This window comes from Gammaproteobacteria bacterium (assembly GCA_015709635.1).
Lineage (GTDB): Bacteria > Pseudomonadota > Gammaproteobacteria > Burkholderiales > Nitrosomonadaceae > Nitrosomonas.
In genome coordinates this window covers 1,225,109-1,239,864 of record CP054180.1, presented here as the reverse complement: position 1 = coordinate 1,239,864, position 14,756 = coordinate 1,225,109, and the positions used below count along the sequence as shown (strand labels likewise).

Below are 14,756 nucleotides of genomic sequence, written 5' to 3'. Positions count from 1 at the left end.
CAGGAAACCCTCCTTTGAAGCTTCACCTTGCAAACTTCGCACAGCACAATTTTTTCACCGGTTATGGTGAAGGATATGTATTGATCAATCAAACCCGGTACGAAAAAAACCTGATTGTGCTGCCCGATCATCTGATCGAGAATTGGCCTATCGCATCAGTACAAGAATTAGAACTTCAGCATTTCGAAAACTTATTACCACTATCACCCGAGATCATTCTCCTTGGAACAGGTGCCGAGCATCGATTTCCCGACCATACCTTACTTATTCAGCTGGCAAAAATGGGGATCGGAGTAGAAATAATGGATACCCAAGCATGCTGCCGCACTTACAATATATTGGTTGAGGAAGGACGTCGTGTCGCTGCGGCTCTTTTGATCTAGCGTTTTCCCCATAAATAAAATAAATTCCTTTTAAATCCACTGAATTTTTGCTTGATCAGCTACATAAAGTATGGCAATTCGATTCCTCAATACGCAAGATTTTAAAAAGAAATGGCCATGACAGTTATGATTGTGATAAATTCATGGCTGGCAAGTCAGGTATATTAAAATTGGCTTCCTTCATAACATTAATATAGGAGTAAAAAATGAACAAATATCTTATCGCTGCAATCGGTTTAGTCTTTTTGATGGGGTCTTCTGTCACCATGGCAAGCGGAAACAAAGAATCGAAAATGCCACCGATGGCGGCGCAAGACATCTTGAATAAAATGTCATGTGAAGGCAAAAAAGACGGCGAAAAAATTAGAGATCGCACCGACGGTGAGATGATTACTTGTCCAGCCAAAGTAAAACAACCTAATTTTGGTAAATAGTAACAAAGCGGTTACGATGTAACCGGCGGATAGGTCAAGCTACACAAAAAAGTTTTTCTCTGCTGCATCTCAAATACAAAAAAATTGGATAGGGATTGAATATTTGGCAGCTGTTGGCTTGACCTATTATTTTTCAGTAATTAAATACTTCGCTTATTTTTCGGCACTCACACTTTCACTTATTATTCCTCAGGTTTCACAAGTCAGCTGTAAAAAACCACCATTCCTGATTACCCTAAAATTTGGTTAATGATTAAGAATCATGATCATAGATATGATTTCATTACATGATCTATCATCATAATAGCTTAACCTTTTACAAATAAAGAATTTATTCTTAAGTTTCTACAAAAATATTGATAAAACTATAGTAAAATAGAATGATTCAAAATATATAAAACTCTAGACTGACATTATTCTCGTTCATAAAAATACTAAGATGAATTCATAAGAACTTGTCATTTTTGTCAATTGGAGAGTAGAAAGAATGAAATGGGGAATTTTTTTATTTTGCGCTTTATCTTTTTTTGCCGGTAATGTTTTAGCGCAGAAAGATAATCCGGATATTAAATCGCAAGCCGCTCTCGTTTTTAATCCAAAGAATGAGCGCGTTATTTACGATAAAAACGCCGACAAGGTGATGCCGATTGCATCCATTACCAAACTGATGACTGCAATGGTCACGTTGGATGCGCGATTGTCGCCGAACGAGAACATCACCATCACCAGCGCGGATGTCGACAAGCTCAAAAATTCATCTTCGCGTTTACCCGTAGGCAGCACATTCCCACGCTACGAGTTGTTGCGATTGGCGTTAATGTCTTCCGAAAATCGCGCTGCAGCAGCGCTTGGCAGGACTTATCCCGGTGGTGCCAGAGCATTCGTAAACGCCATGAATGCAAAAGCCAGGAAGCTTGGAATGACCAACAGCCGTTTTGTCGATGCAACCGGCCTGAATAGCGGCAATGTCGCAACCGCGCGCGACCTAGCCAAAATGGTCACCGCTTCCAACAACTATGCCGCCATTCGAGAATTCTCGACCACCTCACAACATTCCGTTTCTCCAGGAAACAGGCGCGGACAATTACAATATGTCAATTCCAACAGCCTGGTGCGTAATCAAGGTTGGAATATCGATGTTTCCAAAACCGGTTATCTAAGCGAAGCTGGGCGCTGTTTGGTGATGCAAGCAAAAATTTCCGGACAGCCGATGGTCATCGTTCTGCTGAATTCCTGGGGAAAAAATACTCGCATTGGCGATGCCAATCGCGTGAAAAAATGGATTGAGAACAATCAAGGCCGCAGGCAAGTATAAAACTTCCTGGTTTCAAGCAAGCTGATAAATACCACGGTATTTATTCTTAAGATAATCGATGAAATAATCCGGATTCAGCGGCTCACCGGTTACACGTTCGATCAATTGTTGCGGCGTGTAAAGTCTGCCCTGCCGATGGATTTTTTCATTGAGCCAGTTTTTAATCGGAGCAAAATTCCCATTGGCGATATTCTGCCCGGTATCGGGTTGCTCATTTAGCAACGCTTGATAAAATTGGCACGCATACATCGCTCCTAAGGTATACGAAGGGAAATACCCAAACGCACCGCTGCTCCAATGGGAATCCTGCAACACCCCAAGCGCATCGTTCGGCGGATCGATTCTCAAATATTTCCGTGTCAGCTCATTCCAGATTGCCGGTAAATCATCAACCGCCATCGAACCGTCAAACAATCCTCTCTCGATCTCATAGCGCAGAATGATATGCAACGGATACGTCACTTCATCCGCCTCAACCCGGATAAAATCCGGCTTGCAAGTATTGATCGCGCGATAAAACGAATCCACGGTGACATGCTGTAAATTTTCCGGGAATGTTGCACGGATCGTAGCGAAATAATGCTGACAAAAAGGCCTGCTTTGCGCAATCATGCGTTCCCAGAACAGCGACTGCGATTCATGGATACCCATCGTCAACGATTCGGATACCGGCAAATCGCCGAGTGCACGCGGCCGTCCCTGTTCATACAGCGCATGCCCCGTTTCATGAATCACGGCATATAGCGATTCGATGAAATTACGTTCGCTATAGCGCGTGGTGATGCGCACATCGGTCGGGTGACTGCCGCCGCAAAACGGATGCACCGACACATCCATGCGACCCTGCTCAAAATCGAAACCGATATCACGGCTGATTTTGCGCGCCAGTGCTTCCTGTTTATCCAGTGCAAACCTGCCCTGCAAGAACGAAGTATCCGGCTGATCAGCCTGATTCTGGATGGCATGAATCAAGGGAATCAATTCCATTTTCAATCGTTCGAATACCGGTGTGATCATAGCTATTGTCGTGCCGCGTTCGAATAAATCGATATTCGCATCGTAAGAATCAAGGTCGGGCAACACACACTGCGCCCATTCTTTCTTCAACTGTAAGAAACGCTGCAATACCGGCGCAAAATCGGCGAACTTATTTTGCTGGCGCGCCACGACCCATACACCATGCCCGCGCGAACTGAGTTCCGCCAATTCCTGCACCAACCGCTTCGGTACTTTGGTTTCCAGTTCATAACTACGCAGCGCTTCACGGATATTGCATCGCTCCGCTTCACCCCAATCGGCATATCCCTGCATTTCCAATTCATTCAAACAATCTCCCAAGCCGGGATCGGTCATGCGTTCGTGAATTACTCCCGCCAACGCGGCAATCTGCTTGGCGCGCGCATCACCGGCACCCGGCGGCATCATCACTTCCTGATCCCACCCCAGCGTGCTCATGACACCGCTCAAATGGGTAATTTCTTCCAGCCGCTGCACCAAATTTTGATAATGCGGATTCATCGCTCTCCCGTTTCCAAATTCATTGCTTCAGCGCGCACATTCACCCTAATCCCAAGGGATGGCGCTCACACCACAAGGTCAGTATCATAACAACTTTTCCACCAATCGCTCACATTGCCATGCTCTGGATAAAATCACTGCACATTATTTTCATGGTCACCTGGTTCGCCGGACTTTTTTACCTGCCGCGTTTGTTCGTCTATCACGCCATGTGCGAAGATCAACCCGGTAAGGAACGTTTCAAGATCATGGAACGCAAATTGTATTACGGCATTATGACCCCCGGTGCCGTGCTGACCGTGGTGTTCGGTGTGTGGCTGTGGGTAGGTTACGGCTTCTCCGGCGATTGGCTGTACGCCAAAGTCGCACTGGTTTTGATATTACTTTATTACCATTATTACTGCGGAAAATACGTCAAGGCGTTCAAAAACGATGCCAACCGGCATGGTCATGTATTTTACCGCTGGTTCAATGAATTTCCCGTGTTGATTCTGTTTGCGGTTGTGATACTGGTAGTGGTCAAACCGGATTTGGCGCAATGGCTCCAAACTGTTTGGTGAGTAATCGGGCACCGAGCATCAACCCTATCTTGCCGGTTCTTCCAGATCCGGCTCTCAAAAACGATCACCACACGCTTTTTCCACGACCAATTATCGATATCAACGAATCAGAATTGTAACAACGCAACCGGGAACGATGCCAACAAGGTTGCAACCACCAGTTGCGATACACCGTTTGTCCGAATGACCGGCACAACTTCTTGTGTCAATACATTCAGACCTTGCTGTTTGGCGGTAAGATCAGGTATTTCGATCATGGCCGCATCATCCCACTTGATGTTTTCCAACAGCGATTCGCTGGCATCTGCCGGTACCAGCAGCGAGAACCAGCGCGGCGCCACGACGATTAACGTCATTTCCTCGGTGCGGCGCGCAAATGCGCAAATGTGATCTTTTTGAGGACCTGTCACCGTCAACGGCAGATAGGCTCCGTTCCGAAATACATTCGGCCATCGCTTACGGCTTTGTAAAAGCTGCCACGTCAAATACAGCTTGGCGCGCCCATCCGTCATATCTTCCAGCAATTGTTTTACCCGCTGCGCCAGAGCATCCTGCGGTACATTGACATGTACCTCCAGATCTTTCAGTAATTGCTGGTTTTGCGTGTAATTCACAGCTTGCCGGTTATCCGGATCTACCAGACTGAAATTCCACAATTCATTACCCTGATAGATATCGGGCACGCCCGGCGCTGTTAATTTAAGCAGGGTTTGTGATAACGAATTCAACATTCCCCAGTGCGCGATCGTTTGATGAAAAACCTGAAAGGCTGATAAAAAAGTATTCTTTTCAGAAAAACATAACAGTTTCTTAATGAAAGCCGACAAACCTTCTTCATAGTCTGTATTGGGATTGATCCAACTGGTGTGATGTTTCGCTTCGCGCACCGCCTTGAGCATATAGGCTTCCATGCGCTCGATCAGCGTTTGGTGTTCGGTCGCAGTAAATTCTCCCAATGGCCAAATACCGACCAATGTTTGATAAATCAGGTATTCGTCATTGGCGCTCGGGATTTCTTCGTCATTGACATGCAGTTTCTTATTTTTATTCAGTTGCCGCCAACGCAGTACCTGTTTATGCCAACCACCGGAAATCTCGGATAAGACATTGATGCGCGCCCGCACATCTTCACTACGCTTAGTGTCGTGCGTGGAAGTATTGAGCATGGAATGCGGCCAATATTCCAAACGTTTGCTATTCTCGGAATGAAAAGCGTTGATGGAAACACCGAAAATTCGCGGATCGCCGCCCACTTCATTCAGGGAAATCAGGCGATGGTACTGATAAAAGGCGGTATCTTCGTAACCTTTGGCCATCACCGGACTGGAAAATTGCTGAAACTTCATGGCAAAGCCAGTGATAGCAGCGGCATAAAGCGGATCCTCGTCAATTGCGGCATCCAGCAACAGCACCGAACCGACAAAATCAAAAATACTAATATCCATGATCTGGGTGAGTTTCTTGGCTTTTGCAACTGCCCATTCGACATAGCGCCGATCCAGCGCCGTGACCTGATTGTCACGCACATACGTACGGTAAACCGGCAAGCAAGCGGTTACCTCGGCGAGTGCGTAGCGAAGATTGTTGGCAGTAAAGTCTCTTGTGTAAGGCCGCAGCTCGCAGATACGGCTCAATTGCCCTGCCATCACATTGAGTTCGCTGGCCATCGCATGCTTCATGATTTGATGCTTGCTGTAATAAGCCAGTTCTTCAAAATCGAACCGGGTATGAGCAAACGAACGGTAGGTGCGTTCCAGTACGGCCTTGGCTTGAGGATTGACAAACAGTCCGTTGACCAAATTACAGAAATCATAACCCGTGGTGCCGTGAATAGCCCAGTCTTGGTGTAATGATTCATGGCTGGCAAGGATTTTCTCGGCGACGATATAAACCGCCTTTTCTCCCTCGACCGGTGGCGACTGTATGGCTACACGGTCCTGCAACCGTTGAAAATACTGTAGCGGATCATATAATCCGTCAGGATGATCGATGCGCAAGCCGTCAACTTTGCCGCCGGCAATCAATTCCAGTGCCAGCTGGTGAGTGATCTCAAAAACATGATGATCCTCCATGCGCAAGGCCGCCAGATCATTAATATCAAAAAAACGGCGGTAATTGATTTCATCGGAAGCCACTCGCCAGTTGGCAATCCGCCAGGACTGAACTTCGAGCAATTCATGCAGCAGCGTAAAAGACTCCGAACTATCCAGCCCCCCGTTATAATCGTTGAGGGTATCTTGCACCATCTGCTTAATGGATAGCGAAACCTCGAGCAATGCCGCCAGACGTCTTTTGAGCAACTCTTGATCGCGGCGCCGCTCCAGAATTCTTTCGGGTGCGGTGGTTTCCTGCGGCGGCAGATTATCGAAAGCCGTGATCAAGCTTGCGAGCTCTTGCAAGTAAACATCATCGGGCGGCAATTGCGCCTCCAATAACGATAAACGATGCCGCAATAAGCGCGGATAAACGCGCGGAGTAACCGGCAGACGGTGATGGTAGTACCATAAACTGAAACTACCGCAATGCTCATCAAAGTTGAGCTTCAATTCGCCATCTTCCAGCGTCTTGCCATAGGATTTACCCAGTATGGGCAGCAACACTTTGCCGCATAGCTCTTTTTTGAGCGGCTGCCAGTCGATATCGAAAAAAGACGCAAAAGCCGAGGCAGATCCATTCTCAAGCACATCAAGCCACCACTGGTTATCGGCGCCCATCACCCCCATGTGATTGGGGACCAGATCCAGGATTTGCCCCATACTGTGCGCACGCAGCGCCGCACAGAAAGACTCGAATTCCTCTTTCGTTCCGATTTCAGGATTCAATGCATTGTGATCAACGATATCGTAACCGTGATTGCTACCCGGGCGCGCCTTGAGATAAGGCGAACAGTACACATGACTGATGCCGAGCTGGGCCAGATAAGGCACCAGTTGCGCCGCTTGCACAAAAGTAAAATCCCGGCTGAGCTGCAAACGGTAGGTAGACAACGGAATGCGCAAACGCCGGTTGCGCTTAGGTGTGGCAGCACGCATGCGCGGACGCTCCTGTCGCATTGCGGCACATAGGGTAAGCACCCTATGGTCGGTTGCACAAGCTTCGAAGCAAATGGGAATTTTGCGGCGCCAATTCGGATGTTGCGTCGTGGTGGAAGGAATATTGATTTGTTCCAGGACATCCAGCACATCCTCCATTTGCACCATCAATAGCTTGGCAGGACTGCGGGCAAGGTAGCTATAGACCGCGACAATGAATTCCGCTGTTGCGGCGGGTAATGACGCGGGATTTGCCGCCAAGCCTTGCGGCAATAATTCAGCTTGCTCCAGCAACAGCAGAAGATAAGCACGCTCCTGCGCGCGGTTCACGACTTCAGTACGGCGCGCGCCATCAGAACTGAATAACTGCAATGCCGTGCGTTGCACGATATCCCGTCCTTGCCAATAACCCGGCAGCGTCGGCAAGTCATGCGTTGTCACCGCTGCAAGCGCTTGTGCGGGATAATTCTGCGGCGCGATGAAATTGCCGGTTGTATCCTTTTCCAATATCAGCAACCGGTAAGAGAGAATATCCAATGGCGGCAAAGCGGCCTGCACCTCCGCTGGCACAGTTCCCAAATCCTCACCGATGATCAGGCATTGATTACGCTGACTTTCCAGAGCCAGGATACCGAGCAGATCCGCAAAAGGATAACGCACATAAGCGCCTTCCGCAGGTGTCAGATCGGCAGGGATCCAATATTGACGCATCAATCCCATGACATGATCAAGGCGCAAGGCGCCTGCATATCTCATCACGTGCCTGAGCGTCGCAATGAACGGTGCATAGCCCGCTTCGCGCAGGCGATCGGGCACGAGCGGCGGCAATCCCCAATCCTGACCCAGCTGATTGTTAAGCTCCGGCGGCGCCCCTATTCCTATGCCCATTGCGTAAAGCGCCTGATTGGCCCAGGCTTCGGCCCCGTTGCCGTCCACCGAAATCGCCAGATCCAGATACAAACCCACGCCAAGTCCTAATTCCAGTGAACGCCATCCGGCAGCACCCAGTTGTAAATCCGCCTGCCATTGCAGGTAAGCAAAAAACTCAATGCGATCCCGGTGTTGTAGTTCAAATGCACGAACCTCATCCGATCCGAATTGGCGGTAAGGTTCCGGCCATACCGGCCAACCCCAGATGCTGGGATCTTGGTTATGGAAGTATTCTTGTAATGTTTCGAATAAGGCATGATGATACAAATGCTCGCCTTCCTGCGCCTGAAAAGCGCGAAAAGCCGCAGCACGTTCGCTGTTTATCGCAATATGTTGTGTTAAAAAATGCTGAAACAACATTTCCAGCAAAGGCAACTTGAGCGCAGCGACACCGGCGTAATCGACCATAGCGGCTGCCCGCAATCCTTCCAAGCGGATTTGAAACTCCGGCGTTCTCAACATGGAGCGCACCGCATCGCATTCATGAAAATCAGCAACCGCCTCGACGTCAAGATAAAGAACATTCAGAAATAAGCGGCTGGAAGGGCTATACGGGCTGGCATGCTCCGGATTATGCGGAAACAGTGCATGCAGCGGATTGATACCGATGACATCCGCGCCTTGCGCCGCCCATTGCTCCAGCAGTCTGCGCAGATCGGTAAAATCACCCATGCCCCAATTGCGTTCCGATCTTACGGCATAGAGCTGTATGGCGGGACCCCAAACACGGCCGGTGCGGGCAACCGCCTCAGGTTGATAACAGGTAACCGGGGTAACAATGAGTGTCTGTTCTGCACAAGGCTCGCCGCAACGCCATAGGGTCAAACGATGATAGCCTGGTGTCGGACACTTCGGTAAATCCAGACGCCAGGCTATATACGCAGTGCGCTCAATTTTTCTGGTGTTAATTTTCCGCAGCGCTTGAGGACGGAAGTAACCTTGCAGGTTACCGCCTGTTTCAAGTTCCAGACGCCATTCCCAGTCATCGTCAAAACAAGTATCCGGCGTAACCAGACGCACCCAGGGTGTATGCCAGGGCACGACCGATACCGGTTCAAGCATGCGGCACCAAGGGCGCAATTTGTGCTCCCGGATGGCGGCCGCGATTTTTTCCGCTGTGGATACGTCGAATCCCATGGCGGTCAATAGCAGACGCTGGGTTGTTGCAGAGGCGATATGCCGCTGTTGCCAGTTATCGGTGTATTCCGGCAATATGCCTGCCAGCTCGCTCAGTTGCGCCAATAGCTTGGTGTCATTCTCGCACTTAGCCATGATGTTCCTTCAGATACCAAACGACGGCGAAAGCGGGCAGGATGCCGGATGATAGGCTTTGCTCCGGTTTCTCTTCACTGCTGAAAAATACCTCGCCTTGCGGCAAGCTGGCCAAACTCACCGGCATCGCGCCTAAATTGGCATAGACGGATAATCGTGCGTTCTCTTCAAATAACCAGCTGGCATGGAGTGCAGCAGGTGAAAGCACTGCAAAATGGCCGTCATGCAAGCCGTGCAGACGCGGCACAATAATGCGTTGACGGATATCCAGCAACTCATGGTAAAACTCGAGCCATTTGCGACCGCACGGCTGCTTTTGCGCCTGCCAATCCAGCTTGGCCAGCTTGAAAGTGGATGCGGCGCAAGGATCCGGGATCGCGCCGCGTGCCGCAGGATCGTGGAAACGCTCAAAACGGACGAATTCATTGCGCCGCCCCTGAGTCACCGCGGCCGCAAGATCGCCGCTGAATTCGCAAAAAAAAGGAAACGGTTCGCGCGCGCCCCATTCTTCCCCCATAAACAGCAACGGCACGGCGGGAGACAGCAAGAACAAGGCGATGGCGGCACGTAACGCCGCAGCTGTCGTCAACGTCACCAGACGCTCACCCATGGCACGATTACCGATCTGATCATGGTTCTGGAGAAAGCTGACAAATGCTGCAGGCGGGAGAAAGGCACTTGACTCGCCACGCGGCTTGCCGTTGCGATAAGCGGAAATTTCACCTTGATACGCGAATCCTTCCGCCAGGCAGCGCCCGAGATGACGGATCGGCTGGTGGGCGTAATCCGTGTAATAGCCATCGCTTTCATGGGTCAGTAGAACATGATAGGCATGGTGCGCATCGTCGTTCCATTGCGCATTGTAATGAAGCGCTTGTCCGTTCCGCCTGCGCACCAGATAGCGGGTGGCATTGTGATCATTTTCCACAATCAGATGAATAGGGCGTTGCGCGGCGAACGTTTGCCGCACGGCATGCGCCAGCTCTTCAAGAATATCGGGATGACCGGTATCGTATATCGCATGCACGGCATCCAGCCGCAGCCCGTCGAAATGATATTCTTCCAGCCAATAGAGCGCGTTATGCCGATAGAAATCACGCACGGTCCTTGAACTATCGCTATCGAAGTTGATCGCCGCGCCCCAGGGCGTGTGATATTGATCATTAAAGAACTGCGGAGCGTAATGATGGAGATAATTACCTTCCGGTCCAAAATGGTTGTAGACGACATCCAGCAATACCATCAGCCCGCGCCGGTGAGCACTTTGTATCAAACGCTTGAGATCGTCCGGGGTTCCATAAACGCTATCCGGCGCAAACAGCAAAGTACCGTCATAACCCCAATTGCGTTGACCGGGGAAATCGGCTATCGGCATGAGTTCGATCGCGGTCACGCCAAGCGCCGCCAAATAATCCAATCGTTGTTCAACGGCGGCGAAAGTTCCTTCAGGCGTGAAAGTACCCACATGTATTTCGTAAATCACGGCTTCTTCCCATGGCCGGCCGCACCAGTCATCATCTTGCCAATCAAACGCAGCCGGATCAATGACTTGGCTTGCTCCATGCACATCATCAGGGTTATAGCGCGAGGCGGGATCAGGCACGCAAAGCCCGCTATCGATTTGGTAGCGATAGCGGCTACCCGCTTGCGCTTGCGGGCTTATCCATTCATACCAGCCCCCCTCCACCGCGTGCATGGAAACAGGTGTTTCATTGCCGACCAACAGCAAAACCCGGGCGGCTGAAGGCGCCCATAACCGGAAACGCACCTGATTTTCTTGCGTAAACTCGGCACCGAAGGGCATACTGTGTTGTCGTTTCATATTTTTCCTTATCAATAGCGCTACTGTAAGGAGCGAAGCCGGTCAGATGTCGGTATTGTTTTCCGCACCGGCGACGATGTGATCAAACAGGTCGAGTAATACGAGTACCGAACTTTCCAGCAACGCAGGGTCGCCATCGAGCGCTTTTTTCACTTCATCGAGCATCTTCTCGAGCCGAAACCGCGTGAATAATTCTTGCCATTGCGCCGGTTCAGCCGGATAAGAACCGATTTCAGCCATAGTCATGCGGTAACCCAGAAGAAAACTATCGATGGACGCTCTTTGCCATTGCAGCGCACGGCTCTCCAATAAATCACGGAGCATCCGGTTTTCAGTGAAATGCCGTTTTACCGCGAGTGCGGCAGCGATGCTCAGTGAATAGCACATCCCTGCGACATCCTTGAGGGGCGACTGTTTGGTGCGGCGGATCTCGAGCGGCAAACCGGGATCGCCTTCAAAATCGGTAATTATAAAATCGCTATGAGCCATCAATATTTGATCAAGGTGATAATTTCCGTGGATGCGGCTTTTATACCCGCAAAATTCATCGCCTTGCGCGCCCGCAAAACGATCCAGTGCAGGCTGACGCAAACTGAGCAGACGCGCGCAAATGGCCTGCAGCGGCTCAGGCAAATGTAATGACGCTTGTTCGAACTGGTTAAAAGTATTGATAAGATCGGCGCGCAATTGTTCCGCGTGCGTCACCACTTCGCTGATTGTCAGCGTTTCAGGATCGAATACCGGATCTCCCGTGATCTTGGTCAATGCCCGGTGCAACTCGGCAGTGCACCGCCCCAACATTTCCATTTGCGATAAATAGCCAGCATGTATTTCCGGCTCACACGCATGGTCAGGTTCCGTGGCGCATAGTTTGAAATAGCGGTCCAGATAATCCTGGGTATAGTCCCAGGCGCTGCCTTGATTGGGAATATAACCATGCAATGCGGCAATGGCGGTTGCGCCATTTGCGGCCTGATACTGCAAAGTTCCTGCCAAAGGCGCCACACACCGGCAAGGCGAAATTTCAGTCAGAAACCTGCCCATTTCCAGCTCAGGATTGATACCCTCCTGCACCCGCCGGTAAACTTTGAGAATCAGCTGTTCGCCATACACAATGGTGGTATTGCTTTGCTTGAGCCGGGGGCGCGTCACGGGGATCGTTTCCGGCAGATCAGGAAATGCCGGAGTGCTGGAAAACACCATTTCACCGGCGGCGAAGGGAAAACGCAGGTTGGCCGCGATAGCCTGCAGAAAGAAACAGCAAAATGCATCTTCACCCAAGGCATCATACAGTATGCCCTCGCGCGCATGCTGCCTGACCTTCGCCAGCATCCAAGGCGACATTGCATGGTATTGCTGTTCCGCCGCTTCGCCGAGCATCAAGCCCAACGGCAAAAAGTAAGTCTGTGTCGTCCCCGTATCCAGCACCAGCTTGATCAGTAGCGGCAGCCATCCCTGGCCTTCCGCGGTTTTCCAGACATCGCTGAGCTGCAGATCCAATTCAAGCTGTGCAATCGGATGCTCGGCCCCGGCATACCAGTATTGCGTGGCAAGAAATGGCGGCAATATTTCCGCCTCCAGTTGTATGCGGGTTTTACGCGTCAGCAGATCGCTTACTTTGCCAACCGGATCGGCCATCAATGCACTCAGCAAACCTTCAGGCAAAACCAATACCGGCAGCATTTCCCGGGGAAGCTTGTCAATGTGCCAGACAGGAGCTGCCACATCGGTGGCCAATCGAAACCAGTAAAAACTGTAACTTGGTAAACTCAATAGATAAGGCAATTCGCCAATGGCTGGAAAAGCGGTACTTCCAATCAACTCAATCGGAACGCGGCCCTTGTATGCGGCCAGATCCAGTTCGACAGGTTGAGCGCTGCTCGCAAGATTGGCTACGCACAGAATGCTTTCTTCCTGATATTCGCGTAAATAAGCGAGTATTTTGCGATTACCCGGATGTAAAAATTTGATGGTACCGCGGCCGAAGGCTTTATGTCCTTTACGAGTCGCAATCAAGCGGCGCATCCAATTCAGCAGCGAGCTGGCATTACGGCTTTGCGCTTCCACATTCACGGCTTCATAGCCGTAGAGCGGATCCATGATAGGCGGCAGATAAAGCCGTTGCGGGTCGGCTTTGGAAAAGCCGGCATTGCGATCGGGACTCCATTGCATCGGTGTGCGCACACCGTTACGGTCCCCGAGGTAGATATTGTCGCCCATGCCGATTTCATCGCCATAGTAAATGATCGGGGAACCGGGCATCGACAGCAGCAAACTATTGAGCAGCTCTATTTTGATACGGCTACCGCCCATCAATGATGCCAAACGGCGCCGGATGCCCAGATTAAGCCGTGCGCGCGGATCGACAGCATAAATTCCGTACATGTAATCACGTTCCCGGTCGGTCACCATTTCCAGCGTCAATTCATCGTGATTGCGCAGGAAAACAGCCCATTGACAGTTTGCCGGTATCTCCGGAGTTTGCGCCAGTATTTCAATGATGGGATGCCGGTCCTCCTGAGCTACCGCCATGAAAATGCGCGGCATCAGAGGAAAATGGAAAGCCATGTGACACTCATCGCCGTCGCCAAAATACTCGCGCACATCTTCCGGCCACTGGTTGGCTTCGGCCAGAAAAATGCGGTCGACGTAATGCCGGTCCAAGCCTGCACGCAGATGTTTGATGACGGCATGGGTTTCGGGCAGATTTTCATTATGCGTTCCTTCGCGTTCGCACAGATAAGGAATAGCATCCAAGCGCATGCCATCCACACCCAGGTCGAACCAGAATCGCATGGCACGCAATATTGCATTCATCACGTGAGGGTTGGCAAAATTGAGATCCGGCTGGTGGGAAAAGAAACGGTGCCAGTAATACGCCTTTGCCACTTCATCCCAGGCCCAGTTCGATTTCTCCGTATCGGTGAAAATGACACGGGTATTTTCGTATTTCTTGATCGTCTCGCTCCAGACATAATAATCACGCTTGACAGAGCCTGGCGGTGCTGCACGCGCTGCTTGGAACCACGGATGCTGATCTGAAGTATGGTTAATAACCAGTTCAGTAATCACTTTCAGATTGCGTTTGTGCGCTTCTTTTAAAAAGACCCGGAACTCGGCTAACGTCCCGTAATGGCTATGAACATCCCGGTAATTCGAAATATCATATCCATCATCGCGCAACGGCGATGGATAAAATGGCAACAGCCACAGTGTATCGATGCCGAGATCTTTTAAGTAATCCAGCTTAGTAACCAAACCGGGAAAGTCGCCGATGCCATCGCCATTACTGTCGCAGTACGCACGTACATGCAGCTGATAAATAATGGCATCTTTGTACCAAAGAATATTATCTCCTGCGGTATCCATAAACTCTCCTCCGCCGTCAAATAACTGATATTTTTGCGATGCTCGATAGACTCGCTGATCGTGCAGCCGCTTGCCTTAACTCATTGTATTTAATAGCCAGTAATTCAAAAACTCACCGGTT

Annotated in this window: 8 protein-coding genes; 4 read left to right on the top strand and 4 right to left on the bottom strand. The window is 50.3% G+C overall.

The genetic code is table 11. From position 1 onward, the window contains the following. Window positions 1–14: 14 nt before the first annotated feature. The 3 genes from HRU78_05640 to pbpG all read left to right on the top strand — a co-directional run bounded on the left by HRU78_05640 (window position 15) and on the right by pbpG (window position 2,132). Complete coding sequence (locus HRU78_05640) at window positions 15–383, top strand: Xcc1710-like domain-containing protein (GenBank protein QOJ23199.1); 369 nt, start codon at window positions 15–17, stop codon at window positions 381–383. A gap of 206 nt (window positions 384–589) precedes the next feature. Further along, window positions 590–817 (top strand): hypothetical protein, encoded by a 228-nt coding sequence (locus HRU78_05635; GenBank protein ID QOJ23198.1) that lies wholly within the window; start codon window positions 590–592, stop codon window positions 815–817. 487 nt (window positions 818–1,304) lie between these two features. Then, window positions 1,305–2,132, top strand: coding sequence for a D-alanyl-D-alanine endopeptidase (gene pbpG, locus HRU78_05630; GenBank protein QOJ23197.1), 828 nt, complete (start codon window positions 1,305–1,307; stop codon window positions 2,130–2,132). Window positions 2,133–2,144: 12 nt separating this feature from the next. Here the strand turns inward: pbpG and HRU78_05625 are convergent, their stop codons facing one another. Then, on the bottom strand, window positions 2,145–3,650 hold the full coding sequence (locus HRU78_05625) for a carboxypeptidase M32 (protein QOJ23196.1): 1,506 nt from the start codon (window positions 3,648–3,650) through the stop codon (window positions 2,145–2,147). A 119-nt stretch (window positions 3,651–3,769) separates the two neighbouring features. Between HRU78_05625 and HRU78_05620 the strand changes: the two genes are divergently transcribed. Further along, window positions 3,770–4,210, top strand: coding sequence for a CopD family protein (locus HRU78_05620; protein ID QOJ23195.1), 441 nt, complete (start codon window positions 3,770–3,772; stop codon window positions 4,208–4,210). A gap of 107 nt (window positions 4,211–4,317) precedes the next feature. Here the strand turns inward: HRU78_05620 and HRU78_05615 are convergent, their stop codons facing one another. From HRU78_05615 to treS, 3 genes are read right to left on the bottom strand one after another with little or no spacing between them, the layout of a single operon-like run. Further along, window positions 4,318–9,444: a malto-oligosyltrehalose synthase gene (locus HRU78_05615; GenBank protein QOJ23194.1), complete on the bottom strand. Its 5,127-nt coding sequence runs from the start codon at window positions 9,442–9,444 to the stop codon at window positions 4,318–4,320. Then, window positions 9,437–11,266, bottom strand: coding sequence for a malto-oligosyltrehalose trehalohydrolase (gene treZ / locus HRU78_05610; protein ID QOJ23193.1), 1,830 nt, complete (start codon window positions 11,264–11,266; stop codon window positions 9,437–9,439). Before treZ ends, HRU78_05615 begins: the two co-directional genes overlap by 8 nt. Window positions 11,267–11,308: 42 nt before the next feature. Next, window positions 11,309–14,635: a maltose alpha-D-glucosyltransferase gene (treS, locus tag HRU78_05605; protein QOJ23192.1), complete on the bottom strand. Its 3,327-nt coding sequence runs from the start codon at window positions 14,633–14,635 to the stop codon at window positions 11,309–11,311. Window positions 14,636–14,756 lie beyond the last annotated feature (121 nt).